The sequence below is a fragment of the Fibrobacter sp. UWB1 genome, from assembly GCF_002210325.1.
Classification (GTDB): Bacteria; Fibrobacterota; Fibrobacteria; order Fibrobacterales; family Fibrobacteraceae; genus Fibrobacter.
This window is the reverse complement of record NZ_MWQL01000005.1, coordinates 119,227-145,068: the sequence shown is the minus strand read 5'-3', so window position 1 is coordinate 145,068 and position 25,842 is coordinate 119,227. Positions and strand designations below refer to the sequence as shown.

At 50.2% G+C, this 25,842-nt stretch carries 18 protein-coding genes; 10 read left to right on the top strand and 8 right to left on the bottom strand.

The features are described 5' to 3' along the window. Positions 1 to 43: 43 nt before the first annotated feature. The 3 genes from B7988_RS06065 (at position 44) to B7988_RS06055 (ending at position 2,797) form a co-directional block, all read left to right on the top strand. A complete protein-coding gene (locus tag B7988_RS06065) occupies positions 44 to 1,768 on the top strand; it encodes a GGDEF domain-containing phosphodiesterase (protein ID WP_088657217.1) in 1,725 nt (574 codons plus the stop codon). A gap of 169 nt (positions 1,769 to 1,937) precedes the next feature. Then, a complete protein-coding gene (locus B7988_RS06060; RefSeq protein WP_073054201.1) occupies positions 1,938 to 2,144 on the top strand; it encodes a hypothetical protein in 207 nt (68 codons plus the stop codon). Between the two features lie 20 nt (positions 2,145 to 2,164). Continuing rightward, the gene (locus B7988_RS06055) at positions 2,165 to 2,797 is read left to right on the top strand and encodes a phosphatidylglycerophosphatase A (protein ID WP_088657216.1); all 633 of its coding nucleotides are present in this window, start codon (positions 2,165 to 2,167) and stop codon (positions 2,795 to 2,797) included. Between the two features lie 31 nt (positions 2,798 to 2,828). On the opposite strand, the gene B7988_RS06050 is transcribed toward B7988_RS06055, so the two are convergent. The 3 genes from B7988_RS06050 to B7988_RS06040 all read right to left on the bottom strand — a co-directional run bounded on the left by B7988_RS06050 (position 2,829) and on the right by B7988_RS06040 (position 6,617). Next, positions 2,829 to 3,377, bottom strand: coding sequence for a fibrobacter succinogenes major paralogous domain-containing protein (locus tag B7988_RS06050; protein ID WP_170930552.1), 549 nt, complete (start codon positions 3,375 to 3,377; stop codon positions 2,829 to 2,831). Positions 3,378 to 3,600: 223 nt separating this feature from the next. Beyond that, positions 3,601 to 5,043: an adenylosuccinate lyase gene (purB, locus tag B7988_RS06045; RefSeq protein WP_073321971.1), complete on the bottom strand. Its 1,443-nt coding sequence runs from the start codon at positions 5,041 to 5,043 to the stop codon at positions 3,601 to 3,603. Positions 5,044 to 5,150: 107 nt separating this feature from the next. Then, entirely contained in the window at positions 5,151 to 6,617 is a 1,467-nt protein-coding gene (locus B7988_RS06040) for a BamA/TamA family outer membrane protein (RefSeq protein ID WP_088657214.1), read from the bottom strand. 109 nt (positions 6,618 to 6,726) lie between these two features. On the opposite strand from B7988_RS06040, the gene B7988_RS06035 reads away from it, so the two are divergent. The 5 genes from B7988_RS06035 (at position 6,727) to B7988_RS06015 (ending at position 14,597) form a co-directional block, all read left to right on the top strand. After that, positions 6,727 to 9,099 (top strand): MMPL family transporter, encoded by a 2,373-nt coding sequence (locus tag B7988_RS06035; protein ID WP_170930551.1) that lies wholly within the window; start codon positions 6,727 to 6,729, stop codon positions 9,097 to 9,099. Continuing rightward, positions 9,071 to 10,264, top strand: coding sequence for a pyridoxal phosphate-dependent aminotransferase (locus tag B7988_RS06030; RefSeq protein WP_088657212.1), 1,194 nt, complete (start codon positions 9,071 to 9,073; stop codon positions 10,262 to 10,264). The genes B7988_RS06035 and B7988_RS06030 overlap by 29 nt, the downstream gene beginning before the upstream one ends. 93 nt (positions 10,265 to 10,357) lie before the next feature. Continuing rightward, complete coding sequence (locus B7988_RS06025) at positions 10,358 to 12,448, top strand: ATP-binding cassette domain-containing protein (protein ID WP_088657211.1); 2,091 nt, start codon at positions 10,358 to 10,360, stop codon at positions 12,446 to 12,448. Beyond that, positions 12,445 to 13,947, top strand: coding sequence for a serine/threonine-protein kinase (locus B7988_RS06020; protein WP_088657210.1), 1,503 nt, complete (start codon positions 12,445 to 12,447; stop codon positions 13,945 to 13,947). The genes B7988_RS06025 and B7988_RS06020 overlap by 4 nt, the downstream gene beginning before the upstream one ends. A gap of 236 nt (positions 13,948 to 14,183) precedes the next feature. Next, positions 14,184 to 14,597 (top strand): YraN family protein, encoded by a 414-nt coding sequence (locus B7988_RS06015; RefSeq protein ID WP_088657209.1) that lies wholly within the window; start codon positions 14,184 to 14,186, stop codon positions 14,595 to 14,597. A gap of 61 nt (positions 14,598 to 14,658) precedes the next feature. Here the strand turns inward: B7988_RS06015 and B7988_RS06010 are convergent, their stop codons facing one another. Next, positions 14,659 to 15,093, bottom strand: coding sequence for a PIN domain-containing protein (locus tag B7988_RS06010; RefSeq protein ID WP_073321990.1), 435 nt, complete (start codon positions 15,091 to 15,093; stop codon positions 14,659 to 14,661). Then, a complete protein-coding gene (locus tag B7988_RS06005) occupies positions 15,086 to 16,099 on the bottom strand; it encodes a hypothetical protein (RefSeq protein ID WP_249268876.1) in 1,014 nt (337 codons plus the stop codon). The genes B7988_RS06010 and B7988_RS06005 overlap by 8 nt, the downstream gene beginning before the upstream one ends. 169 nt (positions 16,100 to 16,268) lie before the next feature. On the opposite strand from B7988_RS06005, the gene B7988_RS06000 reads away from it, so the two are divergent. After that, a complete protein-coding gene (locus tag B7988_RS06000; RefSeq protein WP_073321995.1) occupies positions 16,269 to 17,822 on the top strand; it encodes a hypothetical protein in 1,554 nt (517 codons plus the stop codon). 101 nt (positions 17,823 to 17,923) lie between these two features. On the opposite strand, the gene B7988_RS05995 is transcribed toward B7988_RS06000, so the two are convergent. Further along, the gene (locus B7988_RS05995; protein ID WP_073321998.1) at positions 17,924 to 18,121 is read right to left on the bottom strand and encodes a hypothetical protein; all 198 of its coding nucleotides are present in this window, start codon (positions 18,119 to 18,121) and stop codon (positions 17,924 to 17,926) included. Between the two features lie 124 nt (positions 18,122 to 18,245). Here B7988_RS05995 and B7988_RS05990 point away from each other — a divergent pair, with 124 nt between their 5' ends. Then, on the top strand, positions 18,246 to 18,977 hold the full coding sequence (locus tag B7988_RS05990; protein ID WP_088657207.1) for a TatD family hydrolase: 732 nt from the start codon (positions 18,246 to 18,248) through the stop codon (positions 18,975 to 18,977). A gap of 4 nt (positions 18,978 to 18,981) precedes the next feature. On the opposite strand, the gene mfd is transcribed toward B7988_RS05990, so the two are convergent. Both mfd and B7988_RS05980 read right to left on the bottom strand, forming a co-directional pair. Continuing rightward, on the bottom strand, positions 18,982 to 22,359 hold the full coding sequence (gene mfd / locus B7988_RS05985) for a transcription-repair coupling factor (RefSeq protein WP_088657206.1): 3,378 nt from the start codon (positions 22,357 to 22,359) through the stop codon (positions 18,982 to 18,984). 91 nt (positions 22,360 to 22,450) lie between these two features. Beyond that, the gene (locus tag B7988_RS05980; RefSeq protein WP_088657205.1) at positions 22,451 to 25,561 is read right to left on the bottom strand and encodes an FISUMP domain-containing protein; all 3,111 of its coding nucleotides are present in this window, start codon (positions 25,559 to 25,561) and stop codon (positions 22,451 to 22,453) included. Positions 25,562 to 25,842 lie beyond the last annotated feature (281 nt).

Genomic DNA, 25,842 nt, shown 5'->3' with positions numbered 1-25,842 from the left:
AAGACAACAGGAGAAAAAGGTCGTGGAGCATAGCGAACCAAAAATGATGCAACCCATGGGAGCGGGCCCAAGCACTTCAATTTTCGAGAAAGAAGACTCGATTACAGGCCTTAATTTTGTGGCATGGTTCTTTGCCCAAACCCAAAAAGACCCCAACTTTTACCCTCTTGAAAGATCGACCATCACGTTCTTTAACGTGATGAATTTCAAGACGATTAACCAAAGATTCTCATACCAAGGCGGAAACGAATACCTCTGCAGGTTCAGGGACGAACTCCAAAAGCTTTTTGAAGGTGAAAAAGTTTTACGTGCAGGGGCTGACCACCTGGTGGTCATCAGTCTCAATCTCTCTGTCGAAGAAATCGCCCTACGAATCAAGCTTTTGAACAAAGCGATGACGAGTTACGAAAAAGGGCTCCGCAACCAAATCAAGGCAGGCATCTATATCGCCGACGGCACCCCACAACAACCCATTGTCATGATGGACCGAGCCTCCCTCGCCTGTCGAGAAGTCCATGGCATTTTTAACAGGGAATACGCCGTCTTTGACGAGGAACTCAACAAAAAACACGAACAGAAACAATATGTGTTGGAACACTTTGACGAAGCCTTCGAAAAAGGATTTTTCAAGGTGTATTACCAACCGATTTATCGAACACTGAACAAGAAAGTCTGCGGCTACGAGGCCCTTGCCCGATGGATCGATCCCAATCGGGGCATGATTTCACCCCTCATCTTTATCGAAGTTCTTGAAAAGGTCCACCTGATTCACAAACTGGATGCCTACATTATAGACCAGGTTTGCAAGAACCTTCGCGACGACATCGATGGCGGATACGCCTACCAACCCATTTCGGTCAACCTTTCGAGACTCGACTTTGAACTGAGCGATATCAAGAAAGTCGTTGATAACGCCGTCGCCAAATATAATGTTCCCAAGGAATACATTGTATTGGAAGTCACCGAAAGCGCTTTCGCGTCGGATCAGGAGAGCCTTGGAGATATAATCCACTGTTTTAGAGAGGACGGCTACCAAGTCTGGATTGACGACTTCGGTTCGGGATACAGTTCTTTCAATAACCTGCAAACTTACGATTTCGACTTCCTCAAGATAGACATGAACTTCCTCAGGAACTTCGACAAGACCCCGAAGTCCAAGGTGATTATCGCCTCTATCGTTGACTTGGCGAAAAAGCTCGGCATTCACACTCTGGCCGAGGGTGTCGAAACCGAAGACCAGTACGAATACCTGAAGAGAATAGGTTGCGAGCTGATTCAAGGTTACTATTTTGCCAAACCCATGCCCATTGACGACTTCCACAATAAACGGGCAGAGCTGTGCGGTTTTGAAACAAACGAAACGCCTGCAGAACGTCGCTACTATGACGACATGGGCAGAATCAATTTCCTGGATAACTCTCCGCTCACAAGAAAGCGCATGGATGTCACAAACGAAATTCCCATTGCACTTATCGAAGGCGAAAACCGAGTTTACCGCACGATATTTGCCAACAAGGCGTTCTACCAGGAAATCAGATCCTTTGGTGCAAACGACATCAATGAAGTGCTCAGCTTGCTTACTCCCGAAAGTGCCCTATATTGTTTCAAGCGACTCGTTTACTCCGAAGAATATAACGAAACCGTTGAATATAACCTGATATTGAACAATTCCGTGGTGAAAACGAAGGTCCGCTTTTTGTCGCGTATGGGCACAAAAGCCGTTTACGCGTTCATGGCGAAAAACATTTCTGCCCACGAAAAAAAGTGACTTTTTGAGGTTTTTAACGACAAAAGTCTCCCAAAACGGGGGACTTTTTCATTTTCGCCCCCAAAATATGCAATATTTTTAACTTTTTTCAAAAAAAATCTCCCTTTTTACAAAAAAATTTATAATATAGCGGTAAAGAATACGAAAACGCCTTCACCAAGGAGAAAATATGGCTGGAAAGAAGAGCAAGAACGCGCTGGATGACGATCCGATCATTCCGAACGACGACCTCGAAATGGAAGAAGCTTCCATCTTCGAAGAAGAGGACGACGATTCCGAAGACAAGGGCATTGACGAAATCCTCGGCGGTGCAACTCTTGGCCGCGCCGCGGGCGACCTCGACGGCTGGGGCAGCTCCGAATATGAGGATAATTAAGCGAGGACAACTAATTTCTCGTGAACCGCGAGGAACTTAAAGAGAAATACGGCAAAAAACGAGTGCCCCACGAGTGGCGGGGCACCGATTTCTTGTCTACTCTCGTAACAACCTTCTTTGGCTCGGGCATGTCGCCCAAAGCCCCAGGCACCATGGGAAGTTTGGCTGCTACTATTGTCGCCTACCCCATGGCCTTTTTAGCGGTAAAAACATTTACCCCACTAACGAGCCAGTCGATTGAGCCCTACTTTTTATCCTTTAATCCGTTCTTTTTAATTGCAGCCATCGTTGTCTTTTTTGGGGCTATTCCCTTCGTAAACAAGGCAATGAAGGATACCAGCACCGAAGATCCGGGCTGGATTGTGATTGACGAAGTCTGCGGTATTTTTATGACGTTCGCCTTCGTTAATCCACAATGGATTATTGGTTTTCCTTATATTATATTGCCTCTTGGATTCGCATTATTCCGCTTTTTCGATATTCTTAAGCCACTTGGAATCCACCGCTTCGAAAAATTTCCCGGGGCATGGGGAGTGATGGCGGACGACCTTCTCGGCGGAATTTACGCAGGCATTCTGCTATTCATGGCATATATAGCAGGGATAGTAGGCTTAATAATCGCATTCGCCGCATTTGGTGGCACCCCAAGCTAGTAAAAGGCCGACGACTTGTTTCTACAAGCCTTTAGTAATTCTTGAGGCAGCGCACGGAATACATGTTGCTGCTAATATCAAAATCCATCGTGAAGTCGCCCGGAGGGGCCAAATGCCAGCCGTAGGCGTCCCCCTCTTCGCTGGTGGCGCTCCAGAAATGGGCCGATTTGCCTAAATCCATGAATGTATCGGTAGCCTTGCCCGCAGGCACCACATCGAAGCCGTAGCGGTCGGAGCCGTCCCACTTGTCCCGCGACTTGAGGCTCACCCAAGCGGCCTCCTTGCCGTCACTGTCTTCGATGACCGTGCGGAATCGTTTCCATTCGTCGTTTTCGGGGAGGTGCCAACCCGTAGGACATGCCTTCTTTGCCATCTCAAAATTATAGAGACGGCCGTACTTTGCGCAATTCTCTGAATTGTTGTCGTAGCAGGCGCTCCCTTTCACATTGAACGCAAGATTTTCGGCCATCCAGACGCGGGTCCCAATAACAACCGTCCTGTAGGTGTGTCCGTCGCGCGCATCGTGGAATGTTCCCGTCTGCGGAAGCGCAAAAGAAAGCGTCGCCAGAGCAAGGGACAAGAAAGCAAAAAATTTCTTCGAAAAAAGCATAAGACGAAAATAGAAAAAATGCCACTCGTTTTTGCATTATAAAATTAAAAATCGCTTTAGAACAAAATTCGCCCAGTAACGAGCAAAAAAATCGCTTTAGAACCGAGCAAAACGCGAAACGCGAGCCGAAGCTGTATAAAACATACAGCGAGAGCTCGCGTGACAAAGTATTGCGATGTGTTATAAAGCGATTTTACACTTTTAATTCGCCGGCGTCGATAGAATCCCATGCCGGGATCGCTTCAATCGCCGGGCGGACTTCTTCGGTCACGAACTTCACAACCTGTCCCGGAGCGCGCCCCACGAACTTGCGGAGGTCGAGGATTTCCTTGAGCTTCGCTTCGGTGATGCCGAGCTTCTGGAACTTTTCGTTCTTCAGCACGCGTTCGAGCAAGTCGTTGTCCTTGCCCTGTTCCTTGACGACCTTGCCCGCTTCCATACTCATCACGCGGATTTCTTCGTGGAGTTCCTGACGGTCGCCGCCATTCTTCACACCTTCCATGATGATGTTTTCGGTAGCCATGAACGGGAGTTCGGCCATGATGCGCTTTTCGATAACCTTCGGATAAACGACGAGGCCGTTGGTGACGTTCTCGGCGATGATGAGCATGGCATCCATAGCGAGGAATGCTTCCGGAATGGCGAGGCGCTTGTTGGCGCTATCGTCGAGGGTACGTTCGAACCACTGGGTTGCCTGGGTGAAGGCGGTGCTGTTCACCTGGGCCATCACGAAACGGGCCAGGGAGCAAATGCGTTCGCTGCGCATCGGGTTACGCTTGTAAGCCATGGCGCTGGAACCGATCTGGGTCTTTTCGAACGGTTCTTCCACTTCCTTCACACCCTGCATAAGGCGCATGTCGGTCGCGAACTTGTGCAAGCTCTGAGCGATGGAGCTGAGCACCTGGTTCACACGGTTGTCCCACTTGCGGGTGTAAGTCTGGCCGGTGATTGTGAGCACCCGCTTGAAACCGGCCTTGGCGGTCACGCGGCGGTCCAGTTCCATAATCTTTTCTTCGTCGCCGTTGAACAGGTCCATGAAGCTAGCCTGCGTACCGGTCGTACCCTTCACGCCGCGGAACGGAAGCACTTCGATGAGGAAGTTCAATTCTTCGAGGTCGATGAGCATGTCCTGGAGCCAGAGGCAGGCGCGCTTACCCACGGTCGTGAGCTGGGCGGCCTGGAAGTGCGTTGCACCGAGCTGGGCCATGTCCTTATATTCCATCGCAAACTTGGAAAGCTTGTCCATCACGCGGCAAAGACGCTTGCGCACGAGAATCATAGCCTGCTGCATCTGGATAAGGTCGGTGTTGTCGCCCACGAATGCAGACGTTGCACCGAGGTGGATGATGCCCTTAGCCTTCGGGCACTGCACGCCGTAAGCGTAAACGTGGCTCATCACGTCGTGACGGCGGCGCTTTTCTTCTTCTTCGGCGACTTCGAAGTTGATGTCCTTTTCGTGGGCCTTCAGTTCGTCCACCTGCTCCTGCGTAATCGGGAGGCCGAGTTCCATTTCGGATTCGGCGAGGTAAATCCAGAGCCTCCGCCAAGTCTGGAACTTGTACTGCGGGCTGAAGATGAAACTCATTTCCTTGCTAGCATAACGCTTGATAAGCGGGCTTTCGAATTGATCACGCATGATTTTATCCTTTTTTTAGTTTTACACGCTAAAGATAAAAAAATGTGTGATGTGTAATGTGTAATGTGTGATGTGAAATGAACAATTAGCCATTTCACATTTCTCATTTACTTGAACTCGGGAGCGATAGTCAAAATCAGGTTCACGCCATGCAGACCGTGGAAACCGAATTGGACACGGAACAGGTACATATTGGGCATACGGACGCGAATACCGAAGCCCCAGGAATTGTAATAATGGTCCAGGCTCCACTTGTCTATTTTCGGAGCAATCAGGGCATATTCATCAAAGAGTACGCCATCGACCAAGCGGTCTACCGGCCAGCGGTATTCCATGCTCAAAGTCATCAGGTTATGGGTTGTCCACTTATCGCCGTAACCGCGCAAAGGAGACCTTGCGTTCAACGTGATAAACGCATTGTGCGGGGCACCGCCCTCTTCGACTTCCCAAAGGTTCATCATGCGGTATTGAACCGCTATGACGCGGCGTTCAAAAAGCGTATTGCGCACCTGTTCCGGACGCCACACGCGAACCGCCTCGTCCCACGAAAAGTCCGTATAGAACCTGCGGTTTTCGCGCCCTTCTTTTGCCGAAAGCACGTATTTTTTCGCATTTCCCAAATAAAAGTAATGCTGGAAAATAAATTCCGTGATAATGAAATCGTGGTTCAAGCCACCGTCCTTGAGGACTTTATCCTGGTCTTCTTCAGGCGTGATTCCCAAATCTTCGTAGCGGACACCGGAATATTCACCTACGATTGTATAATTGCCGTTCAGCACAATACGGGAGCCGCGCGAGGGCGCATACGGGCAATCCAGATTGTCATAGACAAACGAAAGACCAATCGGAATTTGCATTACATTCTGATAAAGACCTCTGTCTTCTATTTTGTATTCGTCGCTAACCAAGATTGAATCTTGAACATCGGGATGACTGGCGCGACTAAAATACAGCGAAGTAGAAAGTTCCGCATTCCAGTTCGAGGTATATGCAATCGGAGCCCCCAAGCGCCAGCTAAACTGGAAGCTGGAATCGGGCTGCAGGTAATTACTCTTTGTTTCGGGAATGGTAAAACGGCTGTCTCGGTCTAAATCGATGTCGTAACGGAAACCGCCAAAGAAGCGTGTTCCAAACAGGGATTGCTTGTTATAGCGAGCCGTGAAGCTTGCATCGCCGTTGGCGTAGTACTCCCCTTGCAGCACCAAGTAGTCTCGATTGAAAAATACACTACGATGGCGGTAATTCGCACCGACCATAGTTCGCGAACCCGGCTTGAAATTGAAGCTCGGGTAAATCATGATTTTGTAATCTTCGCCAAAAGAAATCAATTCTACAGACTTCTCAATAATACCGTTCTTGATGGCGTAGTCCACGGGCTTTGCCACCGGGTAAATCAGGCCGTTCAGGAAAGGCTGGATTATATATTCAAGCGGCCACGACATGGCCGATTTTTCTGGCGCTTGCTCGGTAGAATCCGAAGGAGTTTCGTCTTCTGCATAGGCATATACCGCGCCAAATAAGCATAGCGCAACAACAACCCAAACAAAGAGACTTTGCGACTCCCTTTTTATCATGCCTACAATTTAGTTTAATAATTTGAACAAAGAATATAATAGTTATATTATTTATATGTTTTCGGCTTTCGCCAAATTGATTCGAAAGATTGCCCATTATCCTAAAGCGATGATCGGGTTGTTTCTTGTCGTTACACTTGCATGTATTTACCCCATCGAAAATCTCCGTTGGGAAATCCAATTGCAAGACACTCTGAAAGGACATGAAGTCGAAGCCGATTACCAGTCAATCGAAAATGCATTCGGCGGACTCGGAAGTCTGACGATTGTCATTCAGTCCAAGGACAGTACCGCCAATTTCAAGTTTGCCCAAAATCTCGCGAAATACCTTGAAGACGACCCGCAGGTTCATTACGCCGAATATGCGACCGATCTGGATTTTTTCAAGAAAAACAAGCTTTTATACGCAAGCGAAAACGATCTGGACCAGGTCATCGAAAAACTGGACAGTCTAAGGTCCGCCGAAATCAACAAGCACAATCCCCTCCTGGTCGACCTGACCGATAGCAACCAGGCTCCGGCTGACGCGCCTGCACGCGACACAATCGAAATCATTTCGCAAATCGAGTCCAAATATTTCAAAAGTCTGCAACAGGATTTTTCAAACCAGCAAGGGTCTATCCGCGTAGTCGACGTCTACCCCACCACATCGGTTTCGGACTTGCAGGCTAACCGTGAACTTTTGCGAAAGGTCGAAAAATTTGTCGAAGACAACGGAAAGGGCATTAACGTCTACTATACCGGGAAAGTCTACGATTCCATTAAAGCCGGAAAGGCGTTGCTGCCCGAAGCAAAGTTTGCCGGCGGAATGGCCGCTCTCATCATCCTCGTTTTATTGATTATCAACTTTTACAGGCAACCGCAGCTGATTTTTATTTCAGCGATTCCGCTTGCCATTCCGACTATTTTTACGCTCGCCTGTGCGTACCTGCTGTTCGGACGAATCAACCTGTTCACGCTTTCGCTTGGGCTTTTGCTACCGGGGCATGCCTGCCAGGTTCTAACGCATGTCTACACCAGGTACTTCCATGAACGCGAACAGAAGCTGAGTCCCGCCCTCTGTATCGAAAGCGCCCTGTTGGGAATTGGTCCTGTGGTTGCAGCCTCTTCGCTTGTCATGGCAAGCCTGTTTAGCGCCTTTATTCTAGTTCCTCTGCCCGGACTTCGCGAATTCGGAATTCTCGGTGCCATCGGAAGCCTACTCAACCTGATGGTCTGCCCGCTGTTGACCGCTTCGCTCTTGCTGCTCCTGCAACAAAAGAAGCCCTTTGACATCAGTTTCAGCAGCATCACCCCCAATCACCGTAAGCGCCTGTTTTCGTTCAAGACTAACTGGATTATCATTGTCGTTATCAGTATTGTAAGTGCGGTCGCATGGCTTTACAGCGGCACGAACCTGACCTTCCTCTACGATTTCAAGAAGACCGAAATGCAATTGGAAGAACGCGAAGCGAGAGCCTTGATTGCAGAAACGGGCTTTTCCACCTACGATCCGATTATCGTCATGCTCCCCGATTCGTCTTACAACGATGACCTGGTTGAAAACTTTGAGCACTTGCAAAAGAAAGGTCGCCTCAAGGACCTTGGCAAAATCTACACGCAATACCAGTTCATGCCCAAGGTCAGTGTCGAGAAAAAACATAAAATCGAAACGCTGAAAAAACTGATTTCGGAAGATGTTCTTTCTAGGCTTAGCCCCAAGGATAGCGCCTCCATTGTCGAGATGTTCGATAATTACGAAAACGAAGTCAAAGACTTTGTTTTGTCCGAAAACATACGTCGCAAGTTTGCAGACAAAAAAGACAATCCGGGCGTATTCGCCTTCATTATTCCCAGTTCCGACCCGAACAACGGACTCACCTGCCGCCACATTGCAAAGCAGTTGCTGCAGCTTGACGGAATCCACGACAAGACCTTCAAGATTTGCGGCACACCGATTTTGAGAGCCTCGCTCCTGGACACCATTCTCGGAAACATCAACAAGTCCATACTCTTGGGCACCGTACTGCTCTGGATCATTCTCTTGATGTTCTACAACAAATTGAGCCGCGCGTTCTTTACCTTGCTGCCGTCGCTATTTGCCATGAGCTGGGTAACCATTCTGGTTCACGTGTTCAACATCCAGATTTCGGCATACAGTTCTATCGCGTTTGTCCTCTTGATTGGCGCCAGTGTTGACGGATCATTGCAACTTTGGTCTTCGTACTACGAAAAGCAAGGCGGAAATGCTTGGAGTGTTTTGCAAACGAAATTGATTTCTGTCATGATTGCGCAGGGCGCTTCGTTTATCGGTGCAATCGCCATGCTGTTCTCGTCACACCCGGGAATTAACGGCATGGGCCTCATTGCAGCGCTCGGACTTATTTGCATCTTTATTTCGCATTTTACCATTTACCCCTTGGTGGCCAGCACCTTGGACGCCTACCGCATTTTGAAAAAGGCTAAACTCAGACATGAAAGACTTATCCACAAGAACTCTTAATATCGCCGCTTCTTTAACCGTCGCCATCGACACCTTGGCAAAACAGATGATTGCCGACGGCAAGGACGTCGTAAGCCTCGGCGCCGGCGAACCCGATTTTCCGACTCCGACCCCGATTCAAGATGCCGCCTGCAAGGCCATTCGTGAAGGCAAGACTCGCTACACCGCCCCCGTGGGCATTCTGGAAGTCCGCAAGGCCGTTGCCGAAAAGCTGAAGGTTGAAAACGGTCTGGACTACAAGCCCGAACAGATCATTATGACAAGCGGCGCAAAGCATGCCGTATTCAATTCCCTCGCAGCGCTCGTAAACGAAGGCGACGAAGTGATTATCCCGGCCCCGTACTGGGTGACATACCCGGAACTGGTGAAATGGCTTGGCGGAAAGCCGGTGATTGTGAACACCAAGATTGAAGACGGATTCAAAATCAAGCCCGAAGCCTTGAAAGCGGCCATTACTGCAAAGACCAAGGCGATTCTCTTGAACAATCCCTGCAACCCGACAGGAGCTGTTTACAGCAAAGCCGAGCTGGAAGCCCTTTCAAAAGTAATTGTCGAAAGCGACATTTACTGCATTTCGGACGAAGTGTACGAATACTTCACCTACGACACGGAATTCTGCTCTGCAGCAGCACTGCCCGGCATGGCCGAGCGCACCATTGTGATTAACGGATTCTCCAAGTCGCACTGCATGACAGGTTGGCGTATCGGTTACGACGCCGCTCCTGCAGAAATCGCAAAGATTATCGGAAAAATCCAGGGACAGGCCACGCACCACCCGAGCAATGTGGCGCAGTATGCCGCCCTCGGTGCCTTGCAGATGGACAAGAGCAATGTTCTCGCTATGCAGGCCGCCTTCCGCAAGCGCCGCGACTACATGCTCAAGCGCACCGCCGAAATTTTGCCGGAACCGTGCCGCGCCCCCGAAGGAGCCTTCTACCTGTTTGCGCCCGTCAAGAGTTTCTACGGCAAAAAAACGCCCGCAGGCAAGGTAATTGACGGATCCATCGATCTTTGCGAATACCTGTTGCAATCCCAGGGTCTCGCCATTGTGCCGGGAGCCGCCTTCGGTGACGACAGCTGCGTGCGATTCTCTTATGCCGCAAGCGACGAGACCTTGCAGAAGGCATGCGACCGATTTATAAGGGGACTGAGCAATCTAAAATAACTATCGTGAAATGTGAAATGTGAAATGTGTGATGTGTAATTAAAAATCCATCAAACATCTCTCATTCAACATTTCTCATTCCTCATTAACCAAATGCAGTCGTTTAGAATAGTCACTCCGCAAATTGGCGAGCCGTTTACCATCGGTCGCAAGCCAGATAACTCTCTGGTACTGGACAACCCGATGGTTTCGCGCTACCATGCGGTGCTGGAATTCGAAGGCAAGCATTGGAACCTAAAGAACCTCACGCAGAACAGCGTGACACAAGTCAACGGAAACGATGTCGAATCGGCAGAACTTGAAGATGGTGATACCATTCAGATTGGCCCGATGCAGCTCCGTGCGACCCTCAAACGCGGGCACTTGCAGCTTTTGCTGATGGAATCGGTCGAGCGCGACTTGGTGCAAACCAAGAGTCTGAATAGCGCTTGGGAATCTCTCGACAGCCTGCACATGGATATTCCTGAAGGCACTAGCGCAAGACTCCATGCCGGAAAAGCCGAAATCAGCTTTAATGACAAAATTGTCAATACGCAAGGGAAATCCACCCGATTGATTCAGTTGGAAGAAGGCCGAATGATTCGCCTGCCGGGCTGCACCATGAGCTACGCGCAGGGCGAACTCACTTGCAAGAACTTGCCGCTCGGATTCGATGTCGAAATCGAAAACCTGGATGTCTTTGCCGGAAAAAAACAACTGCTTTCGGGCATTGACTTTAAGCTGCATGCAGGAGAAATCCTCGCCATCATCGGACGTTCGGGCCAAGGCAAGTCGACCCTTTTGCGCTTGCTGCAGGGCAAGCATAAGAGCGGTAACGATTCCTTTGTAAGCATCGGAAAGCTCGATTACCGCAACGAAGAAATCCGCAAGCATATCGCCTTCTTGGAGCAAGATCCAGAACTGCGCCGCGACTTGACCGTTAAAGAAACGCTCTTGGACGGAGCGCGGGTCGGAATGTCCAAGATCGATTTCAAGCGCAATGCGACTGGGCGACTCGAAAAGTTCGGCGAACTTTTCGGGCTGAGCGCAAGGCTTGACAACCCCATTCGCACGCTCAGCGGCGGCGAATGCCGCCGAGTCGCCCTTGCTAAAGAACTCATGGGAAATCCGGGCCTGATTGTACTCGACGAACCGCTTTCTGGCCTCGATCCTTACAACTCCAAGATTCTTTGCACGCACTTGAAGCAGCTCGCCTTTCTCGGGCACACAATTATCTTGACCACGCACAGCTACGAAGCGCTTGAAATCGCCGACAAGGTTCTTGTGCTGCACCAAGGCAAACAGGCTTTCTATGGCACCCCCAAAGAAGCTTACCGCTATTTTGACAGCGAAGATCCCGAAACGATTCTCACGAACTTGAACGACGACACGGCTTCTAACTGGCAAACCATTCTACAGAACCGTGTCGGTCCCGTAAGAAACACCTCGGCTCTCGAAGCGTTGGTCCCCAGTTTTTTCCCGAAGACCAAACTGTCCCCCGTTTTCCTGTACAAGATTGCAATCACCGCAAGGCAATGGTTCCGGGACAAAGGCAAATTCCTCACGCTTCTCTTGCAGCCGCTCATTATCGGATTCCTGTTCTCGCAAATATTCTCGGACGCCACATCGCTTTGGATTGTCGCGTTTGCAATCATACTCTCGGCGAACTGGCTTTCGCTTTCACTCTCGATCCGGGAAATCGTACAGGAAAAAGAAATCTTGCAGGCAGAATTCCGCAAGGGAGTCCCGATTCTTCCGACCATTTTGGCCAAAGCGATTCTCCCCACAGCGGTCGCCTTCATCCAGACCTTTATCGTTTTTGCCTTTGTCGGATTCCGTACGCATATCTGGCCCTCTCCCCTACCGCTTTTGGCCGTGATTTTGCTGATGGTTCTGCCGCCTGTTGCCGTAGGCCTTGCCGTAAGCTCGCTTTCTAAAAACGCCGGGCAAGCAAACGCCATGCTCCCGCTCTTGATTATTCCGCAGGTCGCCTTGGCCGGAGCCCTGGTGCCCTTGGACCAAATGCAAGCTATCGGGCGCATTCTTTCGACCATTATTTGGTCCCGCTACAACCAGGCAAGCCTTTTAAACCTGCTCCTAGAGCGCAAAGACGCTATCGAAAACACAATCCTTGCCCTCGGCATCACATTATGTTTTTATATTGTGGTTGCAATAAAACTAAACTGGTCTAAGAAAGCAAAATGATCGCCCCGCAAAAGTCTGAAGTATTTCCGCGTCCTTTTAACGAAAACTACGACCTCATTGGCACCCTCGGTAAGGGGGGCATGGGAAATGTTTACAAAGCCCTAGACAAAAGGCTCGGACGCGAAGTCGCATTCAAGATTTTGGACGCATCTTCCGATGAAGAAGCGATCAAGCGTTTCTATATGGAAGCGCAGGCAATGAAGGAACTGGACCACCAGAATATCGTTCACGTATTCGACTTCGGTCAAGAAAAGAACCAGCTCTTTATTGCCATGACTTATGTGGAAGGCATTAACCTTGCCGACATTCTGCACAAGAAGGAACAGCTTTCGTTCGAAGCAATCGAAGTCATTATCCGCCAGATTGCACGCGGACTTCTTTACGCTCATAGCAAGGGCATCGTTCATCGCGACGTAAAACCCTCGAACATCATGCTTACCCGCGACAACCGAGTCTACATCATGGACTTCGGCATTTCCTACATCCAGGAAATGGAAAAGGACAGACTCACGCGCACGGGCATGACCATGGGTACCCCCGAATACATGAGCCCTGAACAGTGCCACGGCGACAACGTGACCATTCAGTCTGACATTTACAGCATGGGCGTGATCCTTTTCGAAATGACCTGCGGCCGCCTCCCCTTCGAAGGCAATCGCCCGGTAGAAATCGCCTTGAAGCACGTTCAGGAACAGCCGCCAGCACCAGAACTTTTCCGCAAGGACATGCCCCCCGGACTTTCGAAGTTGATCCTCAAGTGCTTAAGGAAAAAGCTGAACGAACGTTTCCATGACATGCAGGAATTCCTGGACGCCTGCGACCAGGTGTTCCCTACCGAAAAGACGGTACAGCGCCCCACCATGGGCCACACGCCGCTCCGCCGCCGCACGGCATCGATTGCCGAAATGGCAAACATCATCACGCCGCGCGCCCGCATGCTCCAAAAGAAGCTCACGGCTCTTGCCATCTTCATTTTCCCGCTCATCATCATGCTCCTAATTTTGCTGATGCTGACGCACAAGCCCGAAAGTACCTTGCGTGAACTGGAATGGAGCGAAGCTCTTGGCAACTACGAAACCAAGGCTCTCGAAATTGACGAAAGCAACGGCTACCCGCTCAAGAACTTGAACGACAACGACCTTAAGACGGCATGGCTCCACACGATGCCGCAAAAGCCGCAGAATCCGGTACTCACGCTCTACTTCGACGGTAACGCCATCGTGACGCATTTCGGCATCGCTATCGGTTACCAGAAATCCGTAGACGACGCCTTCGGCGACCGTTTCCGCATTTTCAAGAAGCCGAAGATCGTAACGCTCGAAACCAAGGACGGATTCAAGCAGAAAATCAAGCTTGAAAACATCCGCGGAATGCAGTACCCGAATATTCAGGCAATGGAAACCAGCGAACTCAAGGTTTACCTGGATGAAGTCTACGATGGAGAAAACGAAGACTTCGCCATTTCTGAAATTCGCCTGTTGGGCATGGAACTGCCCTAATTTAATTCAGAGTTCGGAGTTCGGAATTCGGAGTTGGAGTTTGAACTCGGAATTCAGATTTCGGAGTTCAGATTTCAGAGTTCGGAGTTGGAGTTTGAACTCGGAATTCAGATTTTGGAGTTCAGATTTCAGAGTTCGGAGTTGGAATTATAATTCGGAATAAAATCGGGCTCATTTTTCACATTTTTCTAAAAACTGGCGTATATACATAGAGACACTCTTCAAAAAGGAACTCTATGTTTAACAACATGTCTAAAGCATCCAATCGGCCCAAGGGTAACTACATCGAAACACTCGCGTCGGCCTACCTAAGCCGCGAAGGCTACCAGATTCTCGCCCGCAATTACGCCTACATGGGCGGAGAATTGGACATTGTCGCCCGCGACGGAGAGACACTCGTCTTTGTTGAAGTCAAGTCCGTGTGGAACAACCAGCAAGGAAATCCGGCCGCCCGCGTAAACACCCTAAAGCAAAAGAAAATCTGGAAGACCGCCTGCCATTTTATAGCCACACAAAAAGAGCATGCACCTTTAGGCTTTGACACGCCTTCTCGCTTTGACGTGCTGACAGCAAGAGCCTACCAAAAGCCCCTGCAGTTCGTGCACTACAAAAACGCCTTTGAAGGCACGCAGGTAATCCCGCAGTTATAATGTGAGATGTGTGATGTGAGATGTTTAATTACACATCACACATTCCTCATTCCACATTGCACTACTCTACTTCGTCGAGGAGCACAACAGGAATATCCGTCATGTCGCGGAAGGCTGTACAATCCGTCAGAATGCAGTCGGCACCGCAAACGTAAGCGGTTGCCAAACGCATGGATTCTTCGGTTGAAAGATTCTTCGCCGCAAGTTCGGCCGCCTTCACGGCAATCTCGCCCGTGACTTCGCAAGCCTTGACATTGCGGGAATGTTCAAAGAATTCGCGGTACTGACGCGACAGAAGACCTTCGCCAGCGGCAAAGGCTTTCTTCGAAAGTTCAAATAAAGTAACGTTCGATACCAAAATGGTCAAGTTATTTTCGTAGGCAAAGTCAAGAACCGAAGACACCACCGGATAATAATCCGGGTGCATCTGTAGCAAGCGCACCACGGCACCTGTATCCAGAAAGAGGACTCTCGACTTTTCTAGCGCCTTATTCATAGATTTCCATGTAGGCGATATCTTCGCGCATGCCGGCACGAACCATCTTGAATCGTTCTGCCTGCGGGTAGAAGTACCAAATCATCCACTCGCCCGCCATATCGGTACGCTTGGTCTTGATGGCAATGGGCTTTTCGCCGTTATAGAAATCGCGCTTGTGCGGAATCACGTGTTCGAACGGGCGGTAAGTATGGACATCTTCACCGGCGACGCGTTCAATGAATCCATTGCCGCCCTTACTCCAGGTAATGGTCACGACTCCGTTGTCGTCCTTGACTTTTTCGCAACTGTCGAAGCCGCTCCCGCACCACAGGTACTTCTTGTACTTGAAGCTCTGTTCGGGCATATTGAAGGTTTCTACCGTGCGGCGATTACCCTTGTAGTTGCTGTATTCGCCTTCCAGCTTGTACTTGCCGGAATTATATTCGGCGCAACCACGCTGGGCAACCCTCACCTTACGGTCTGCAACGGCGATATCTACCGTACAGCCTTCTTCGGAATAAGTCAAGCGGGCATGTCCGTTTGCCTCGCGGAGTTCCAAATTACTGGCTTCGAGTTCAGCACGGTAGCCGAACGGACCATTCTGAATGACAAACGAGAAGTAGCGGGGATTGGTCGGAGACTTCTTGAGGAACACGCTACCGGTAGAGGATGCATATTCACCGCTCAAGTCCATGGACGCCTGTTGGAACCGGGCGAGGTCGGCGCGTTTGACCCAAACTTCACCCAGCTTGCACTGGATAGGAACAAAGCGGGGCGGTTCCTTGGGTTCGACCTTTTCCCAAATCGTAACGCGACGCTTTTTCACCTTGATTTTGGGGCGTCCCTTTTTGTCTTTTTTGACATTGCCCTTGCGGTCTTTAACTTGAATTGTATCCCTAACGACCATGACTTTTTTTACAGAATCCATGGGAAGCGGAAGTTCCCGAATTTGGTCTGTAAAGACAAGCGAACCTGCAGGAGAATTTTCATCAATGCCATTAGCGGATTTCTTATAAACTGTCAAAGTTTCCTGAGCAAACGAAAATGTGCAACAGAGCGAAATTAAAACCGTAAAAAAATGAATTTTTTTCAAAACTTAACCTCTTTGTGGGAGTAAAGTTAACTTTTTATTGTTGAAAGAAGGAATATTTTGCTAAAATTTAACATGTGGAATATATAAAGGAGTTCCTTTTATGAAGAAGATGTTTATCGCCTCTTGCATTATGGCCGCAGCCGTATTTGCTGCTCCGGCAGCAAAGGCCCCTGCAGCAGCCCCCGCCACTGCAGCCCCGGCAAAAACTGCTGAACCTGCAGCCGCTCCGGCAAAGACTGAAGCCAAGGCCGAACAGCCGAAGGCTGACGCCAAGGCCGCCGCTCCGGCTAAGACCGAAGCCAAGGCAGAACAGCCAAAGGCTGACGCCAAGGCCGCCGAACCCGCCAAGGCTGAAGCAAAGCCTGCTGCAGAAGCGAAGGCAGAACAGCCGAAGGCCGATGCAAAGGCTGAAGAAACGAAGGCCGCCGAAGCCCCGAAGGCAGAAGCTAAGGCTGAACAACCGAAAGAAGAAGCCAAGGCTGAAGAAGTGAAGCCCGCCGAAGCCCCGAAGGCAGAAGCTAAGGCTGAACAGCCGAAAGAAGAAGCCAAGGCCGAAGAAGTAAAGGCAGAAGAAGCCGCTCCGGCAGCCGAAGTCGCCGCCGCTGAACCGGCAAAGAAACCGGCCAAGAAGAAAAAGCGCAAAAAGAAAAAAATGATCCAGAACGCCGTGATGTCGGTGAACCAGATTAACTTCGACATCAACGCTGACTTCGAACTCGAAGCCGGTAAGGTTCTTTGGTCTAGCGAAGACGACGAAATGGGCGACAACTTCGAAACCTGGAAGGGTGAAGCTAACTTCGCCGTACTCGCCGAAGCAGACGATTTCAAGGGCAAGATTGGCGTAGCCTTCTACCCCGCCGACCTCAGGTCTGACGACAACCTCGACAAGACAACCAAGAAGGCAGAACTCCGCGAAGGCACCCGCCAGTATGGAGATGACTACTACTCTCTGGACGAAGCATGGGCCATGCAGGAAACAGACCTGTTCACCTTCAAGGTCGGTCGTTGGGACAACACCGACAAGAGCGGTGACTACTTCGGTGGTTACATCGACGGTTACCTGGCCGGATTCCTTTCTACCCAGCCGTCTGAAAACCAGTTGATGTTCGGTTTCACTCCGTCTGACAACATGTCCGGTTTCATTTCTTTGATCAGCAAGTCCGAAAACCTCAACAAGGGTGATCTGCGTGCTGCATTCAACTTCCACAACCTCGCCGGCATTTCCGCCCTCAAGGTTCAGCTTGCTTACCGCAGCAACATGTTCGATGTCGTTTACGACAGCAAGGCCGACATCAAGCACAACGCTTCCTTGAAGGCTAACTTGCCGATTGTCTCCAACACGGTGGACATCTTCGCTGAAGCCGCCCTCATGGACATGGCCGACGACCTCGTGATTCCCGTTACCGGCGGTATCGCAATCTACACTCCGGTTGTCGACAGAATCCTTGTCGAAGCCGAATACGTTGGCGACCGTCATGAACACCGCGACTTCTGGGGCATGAGCAAGAAGCCCAATCACATCAAGGATGTCTTGGCTGCTCTCTATCTCGAAAAGGCCTTCACTAGCCGCTTCAGCCTGTCTGCAGGTTTCCACAGCTACGGCTGCACCAAGGACTACACCATCTCGGGTAACTTGGTTGGACGTATCAACTAAAAGACTGCTCGGCTCTAACGCATATGAAAACATCCCGCGGGAATTCCGCGGGATGTTTCATTTTTAAAAAATACAAGTTGGAATATTCTGGAGTTGTATTTTTACAAGCCCTTACGGTCAAGGTCTAGCAACAGAGACTGCAAGGAATCTTCTACGCTCGTGCGGAAATCACCCGAACCAAGGCTGCAGGATGCAACGACATCGTTGCCTTTAGTAATACGGATTACAGCAAAGCCACCTTCAACGGTAAATGAAACGCCAAGACCCTTGTTTAAGGCTTTTTCCAAAAGATCGCGCATAAAAAACTCCTTTTTAACGCTAGAAACATGAATACTCTTAAATTAGGCTTTTTCGCACAAAAAAACAAGAACTTTTTTTGTTTTTCATTGATAAAAAGTCCTTTTTCGGGATTATATTAAGGGTATGTACGACTTTCACCTTCATTTGGCACGGCTTCCGCAGCCGACAACGCTTGCCCGGACCTTAACGGAACGGGGGGTGCACTTCAATGCAATCGCATGCGAGCCTTATGAATGGGAAATTCTCCAGAAGATGAGCGCCATGCTCTTTGAAGGCTGTACCCGCAATTACGGCATTCACCCGATGGCCATTGCCGACGTGACGGAAGCCGACTGGGAACGTCTCGAAACGATTCTTGTCGACAACCCCGATGCAGGCGTCGGCGAATGCGGTCTTGACAAGCGCTACCCCGGCTATTCAGCCACAGAAAGTTCGCTTCAAGAAGCCGCATTCAAGCGCCACGTGGAACTTGCACTAAGACTCCATCGCGATTTGCACATTCACTGTGTCGGCGACTACGGCCGCATTGTCAAGATTTTAAAAGACTGCAACTACCCCGGCAGAAAGCATCCGAACAAGCCCATGGTGCATACGGTATTCCACCGCTTTGGCGGCGATATTTCTACCGTAAAATCTGCCCAGGAACTCAATCCGATTTTCTCATTGCACCAGGACTCCTTCCACAAAAAGGCAACCCTTGATGCCATTCCGCAGATTCCTGCAGAACAAATCCGGTTTGAAACCGATGCCGACGAAACCTTCTGCACGGCGAACCTTTTGAAGAATGAATCTGTCGCGAAAATTGCAGATGCCCTCATGGAGCATTTGAAAGAAACGGAACAACTCGTTCGCTAATCCGCTAGTTTTTCGCGGCTGACGAGTTCGTACTCTTCAGGACCGTCGAATCGGCCTTGATCACTGCAAAGGCGCGGAACTCCTTGAGAGCCTTTTCGGCGAGTTCCACCGCATTTCCCTTACCGAGTTCAATCACGACTTGCAGCGGCGAGCCGCCCATGATGCGCATGGGGAACTGCGTATTCGCATACATCTCGCTGATGATTCGCGGATCGGGCGGCGGGAATTCCACGAAGGTGGCCGCGAGCATTCCCTTGCGCTGTACCAGGCCTTGAATGCGGAGCCGCCCCGCCAAGAGCCCGATTTCGGTCACCAGCAACAACATCTTGGCGGCTTCGGGCACGGGCCCGAAACGATCCGCGAGTTCCTGCGCAAGCCCCGCGATTTCGTCAGTATGCGTTACGCGTGAAATCCGCTGGTACATCGAAATTCGAGTGAGGCCATCCTGAATGTAGTCTTCGGGCAAGTAAGCGTCTACGCCGAGTTCCACACGGGGTTGAATCGGCTTTTCGGACGGGCCGCCGCGCAGCTGTTCAACCGCCTCGCGCACTAGGCGAACATAAGTTTCAAAGCCGACTTCGGCAATAAAGCCATGCTGTTCCTGGCCGAGCAAGTTGCCCGCCCCGCGGATTTCCAAGTCGCGCATGGCCAGCTGATAACCGCTACCGAGGTCGGTAAACTGTTCCAGCGCCTTCAGGCGACGCATGGATTCCGCCGAGATTTCGTTCTTCGCGGGAATCACCAAAAGCGCCTTCGCTAGCACGCTACTGCGGCCCACGCGGCCGCGCATCTGGTAAAGCTGGCTAATGCCAAAGTGATGCGCGTTCATGATGATAATGGTATTCGCATTCGGAACATCCAAGCCCGATTCAATAATGCTCGTACTGACGAGGATATCGAACTTGCGCGAAATAAAGGCTTCCATCGCATTTTCAAGATCGCGATCGTTCATCTGCCCGTGAGCAATACCGATGTGCGCTTCAGGCACGAGCTGTTCAATATCGTCAGCCAGTTCATAAATGCTTTGAACGCGGTCGTTCACAATGAACACCTGGCCACCGCGAGCCAGTTCATCTTCAATGGCCTGCTTGATGACCATGTCGTCGCGCTTCATGAGCTTGGTTTCTACAGGCAAGCGGTTCATGGGCGGCGTATTAATCAGTGAAATATCGCGAACGCCCGTCATGCTCAGGTGCAGCGAGCGCGGAATCGGTGTAGCACTCATGCTGAGCGTATCGACTGCGAGGCGCATTTCACGCAATTTTTCCTTCTGCTTCACGCCAAACTTTTGTTCTTCATCGATGATTAAAAGGCCCAAATCCTTGAACTGGTTCTTTTCGGAAAGCAGGCTGTGCGTACCGACCAAAATGTCGACCTTGCCTTCGCTCACCTGCTTGAAGATTTCTTTCTTTTCCTTGGCGCTCTTGTAGCGGTTCACTAGCGCGATATTCACGCCAAAGCCTGCAAAGCGGTCCATGAAGTTTTCGTAATGCTGGGCCGCCAAAATCGTCGTCGGCACCAGGAGCACCACCTGCTTCTTGCTCACCACGCACTTGAACGCCGCACGCATGGCGACTTCGGTCTTTCCAAAACCCACGTCGCCACAAATCAGGCGGTCCATCGGGCGGCGCGATTCCATGTCGCGCTTGATATCTTCGGTAGCCTTCACCTGGTCGGGTGTCGGGTCGTATTCAAAGGCGTCTTCAAATTCTTTCTGAAGCTTGCCATCGGGCGGGAAATCGAAGCCTTCCACCAGTTCGCGCTTGGCGTAAAGTTCCACCAGTTCGCGCGCAATCTGAATGACCTTTTTCTTGACGCGTTCCTTGAGGTTTTCCCAGGCCTTGCCGCCCAATTTATCCAACTTGGGAGGGGTTTCTTGCGTGTCGAGGCGTTCAATCTTCTGCAAGTCCGCCACAGGGAACTTGAGTTTGTCTCCGCCGGCGTATTCCAGCAAGGCACAGTCCACCATACCGCCATTCACGTTCACACGCACAAGCCCCAAGTACTTGCCCACGCCGTGATCTTCGTGCGAAACGAAATCGCCGCGGTTCAGCGATTCTATCATCAGGGCGCTAGAAACGGAGCCCGCGATTTTGCGTTTGCGGGTCTTGTTCGAATGACGATTGAAAATCCGGGTTTCGGTCAGGAAGGCGATTCCGTCGTCTTCGAGCCAGAAACCTTCGGACATGTTGCCCACAATGTAGTCTTCTACCGGCAAGCCCTCGAGCATCTGCTTGATGCGCCCAAGCGCACCCGCCGTCGGGGCGACCACGTAAACGGTTCCGCCGCGGGCGGCAAATTCCTCGATTTCCTTGGCGACCGAATCGGTCCCGTTCGACGAGAAATCCTGCGGTTTGCAATTCAGCTCATGACTATTGCCATCATTGAGCTGCACGCGGGAAACATCCATCGAGGTACGGCCCACAAACTGGCGCGAAAGTTCGCCCATCTTGAACCAGGTATGCGCCGGGTCCACCGCCTCGGTATCGACTTCGCGGATTTCCCTGAAGGTGTTCTCGCAGTTCACATAATACTTAGCCGCATTCTCAGACAAAAGCGAAAGTTCTTCAAACACCAACGAAGCCTTCGGCAAGTAGTCGAGCAGGCTGGAATTGAGCGTCTGGTAACGCCCGCGGTGCCACCAGAGCCCCGAAAGGTCGCCGTTGTAGCACGCCGCCTCGTGTTCCTTGACCGTAAATTCGCCCATCGGGAAAAGTTTCACCGACTTCATGGTCTCCACGGAACGCTGCGAGAAAATGTCGAAGCTGCGGATCGATTCAATCTCGTCGCCAAAGAATTCGATACGGATCGGGTGCGGGTACAGAAGGCAGTTTACGTCGACAATGCATCCGCGAATGGAGAACTCCCCCACCCCCGAAACCACAGGCTGTTCCACGAATCCGTGATCCAGGAACCAGGGGCGAAGCGACGAAGGCTCGGCAACACCGCCCACCTTGAGTTCAAGGCAATCCTTCATCACCGTATGCGGTGCCGGAAGCCGCATCAAGAACGAATCCAGCGGACAAACCGTTACAAAAGGATTCGCGCCCTCTACATCGCGGAAAAACTTGAGGCGTTCTTCGACAACGCCTTCGAACGGCACCTTCTTTTCGTAAGGTTTCAAGCCAATCGACGGGAAAAAACGGACAAATTCTTCGCCCAAGAGCCCTTCCAGATTTTCGACCCAATTCTCGGCGCTCTTGTAATCCTTGGCCACTACCAGAATCGGGTTCGGCTTTTTAAGGAACCGTGAGGCCACCATCATGGCTGCCGCCGGAACCGTAGCGCCATTCACGTGAAGCGCGCCCCCTTCAGCCTTGCTGAAGAGGTTTAGCGTTTCACTGCGGGCAAATGTGATGAACTCTGAAAGGGATTCTACCATCGCACCAAAGATAGCTTTTTTTTACTCATCTCCAACTGCGCGAATCGTCCACAGTTTCCTGGATATACCGGAGACCTCGATTTTTATCCAATTACCTGACGCAGCGAATCGCCATACCGATCACACGAACACTCTGATACTGAGTAGATTCATAGAATCCAAACGGTCTACCACGTCCCCAATAATCCCCAGACGCAGTCCAGTAAAAGACCGACATGTTATCAGCCATTCTCGACCTCATCGGATCCATCCCGTTTTGAAGATAGGCAATCTCATAACCGGTCGGAGTTATATTCAGGCCATAGAGGTCTTCATCATGCCATCCCGTTGTATCGGTGAAAGCAGCTGTTGGATAGGGCATCAAGTTCCATCCATCGCCATAGAAGGCATAGAACTTATTGAGATTGTACAAGTTTGTAAGCATGTCATGCAACTCCGTCGAATCAGGCAAGCGCCAACCCGATGGACACGCCTTCGCCGCGGTAGAAGGGCTATAGAGTCGTCCCCACTCGTCACAATTTGTCGCCGTGCTGCTCGAAATACAAATGGTGGAATCCACACCGGCATAATTGAGGTTCTGGGACATGAAATCTAGCCCGTCAATGGTTACGTAATTGTATTTCTTGCTATCTCTGGAATCGGTAAATGTCTTTTTAACTCCAACCCACTTCTGGCCGGTACACTTACTGGTATTTGCTCCGTTGAACATCGTATGTCCTTCGCGAGCGGCCGTACAGTATCCCATATATTCACGGTCTGTCGCCTTTTGCCATTTATACGCGTACGATTGAGCCTTACAGACATAGTGTACGCCATGATAAGTAACCGTATCTCCAACGCTCGAATACCCACAATAAGTTCCATGAGCCTTATCTAGAGAATCCAGTTTTTTCCATCCGTTTGATGTTTTGATGTCACAGACATATTCCTCATTATTGAATACGACCCTTTCTCCATCTTTACTAGCACCGCACTCGCCATAGAACAAATACATATTATCAACTCGTGTCCATGAGATGCTAGTACTATGACATGCGTACATGATTCCGTCCGAGCCTTTCTTGTACTTATCGTAGTTTTCCTCGTTACAGGTTCCCAGGGCTCCGATCACCGCACTGATGGCAACCCAATTATGACTGTTGCAGCGATAATATGTGTCACCACTTAAAACGACCTCACGGGAATTATTACCTGCACAGAATCCCAAGAGTTTGTCCAGGGAATCCGGTACAACCCACTTGTTTTCGCGGCATCCATATACGGTACCCAGATATGTTTTAGTCACCCCCGAGGACTTGCTGTCGCATGTACCAAGTACGATATCAGTACCTGCCTTTTTCCAGCTTCCGCTCGTACACACAAAGACTGCATCCACATTCTTTTTGGTCGATCCTTCCATTGAGCTTGTGCAGATACCCAATAAGACTTCATAGCGGTCCATTATTCTCCAGCCATTCTCTTCACAGTAATAAGTCGAACCACTCTTGGTGGAGGCTTTCTTTCCTTTATTACTCGCGGTGCAGAATCCAATTTCTTCGTCCAGGGAATTAAGGGTATTCCAAGATGAGGAGAAGCAATAATACTTACGCGAGTTCACATTGACGATTTTGAGGTTCTTGGTACTATCGCATACGCCACCGATATCTACAGCCTTAACCTCACGCCATCCTCCATCACAAATGTAGGCGTAACCCGATTCCGTCGAATCGATTTCGCCATCACGTTTCTCCGTGCAAAGGCCCATGTCGACTTCAAGATTATTCATCTTGTACCAACCGTCTTCAAGACAGATGTACTTGTCGCCGCCGTAAGGCAAAATCTTGTTTTCGACTTTCGGAACACAGTCGCCCAAATAGTCGTACTTGGTCGCGGTACGCCAGGACGTTTCGTCGCAAATGTACGCGACCTCGCTTTCGGTCGTGTCAATAACGCCCTGTTTCTTGGGAGAGCAAACACCGATTTCACTTTCCAGCTTTGTAAAGGTATCCCACACGCCCTTTCGGCAAACGTAGCGAACTTCATGCAGTTCGCCTTCTTTGAATTCCCTGGTGCTGTCGCATTTGCCCATATAGTCGCTCAGGAGCGCCGTACGCCATCCCGTAGAATCGCAGGCATAAAATGCGTACGAATCGTAAGGCCTGACTTCGTTCGAATAATAATTGGACTGCGATGCCGAAGTCGTCGTTTCAAGAGAATCGAGTGTCCCGATCATGCTGGGCCTGCAGTAGCCCAACTTCAATTCAAGATTCTTGAGTGAACGCCATGCTCCATCTTCGCAAGCGTACAGATTGCCGTTGAACAAATAAGTGGTGCGGTCGTTCTCGTCGGTACAAGCGTCCTTGGAATCCGAGATATCGGCAACCTGCCATTCACGGAACTTGCAGATATACATGGTATCGTTGTACACTGCGGACATGCCGTTTTCGGAACTGCCACAGCTATTCGAGAAATCGTCTACCCAGCGCGTACCAGAGCACTTATAATTGGTCTTTTCGCTCATGACATAGAACGGCTGCAACGTGCTACGGGTAATAGAATCGCAATGCGGAAGGTCTTCGACAGTCGCCACAAGATAAGTGTACTTTAGGCAACGTAGCTGGTAAAAGTTTTCTTCGTCTGCCGGCCTGAACGAAACCGAGCGTCCCTTGACTATGGCAATCGTATTGTCGCCAGCCAAGTAGTAGCCCGCCTTGTCCAAGTCCGCGCAGTCAACCCCGTGCAAACCCTCATAGCAATAACCACCCATCGAAAATCCGAACGAAGAAGCGACTTCGGGGTACTTGGAAATGTAAGCCATGGTTCCCGACCAGTCATCCTTGGTCGGAACCGAGAATCCGCTCGGGCAACGGGCGTAACCCGGGTGGTACATACGGCCGTACGCATAGCAGTTATCGGGATCGTCGTTGTAGCACATGGTGCTACTAGAGTAGCCTTCGGTAGCATTGTCTTCTAGCCAGACGTACATGCCGAACTGGACCGTATTCAAGTAGGCTCCTACGCTAGAATCGTAAATTTTGTCCTTGGTAACCTTCGAATCAGAGACCTTGTTGTCGACACCGGCTTCTTTTGCCGGGTGCACATCTTCTTCGGGATCTTCAGGTGTACCGGAGCTGCTGGAATCACCGCCGCAAGCAGAAACCAAAACGCATGTACACGCAAATAGAAGCGCAAAAAGACCCGTGGTCTTTTGAATAGCTCTCATGTTATCCTCGTTCGTATTTAGAAAAGCGTTAAATAACGTTTTTCCGCCCTTTATCTGTAAAAATAAGATAGAAACACAGAATCGCTTTGTCAAAAAGTTTACAAAGGGGTATGCTTTGATGTTATCTAATTTGACAAATCTTTGAAAAAGGGCGATATATTTGTATATTTGTACCAACTAATAATCCCTACGGGGTTAAAACCAGGTTTTAACCTAGTTTTTATTCCAAACGGGGGTGCTCTGGTTTGCCTCGCCTAACGCTATTCGCGTTAAGCTCGCCC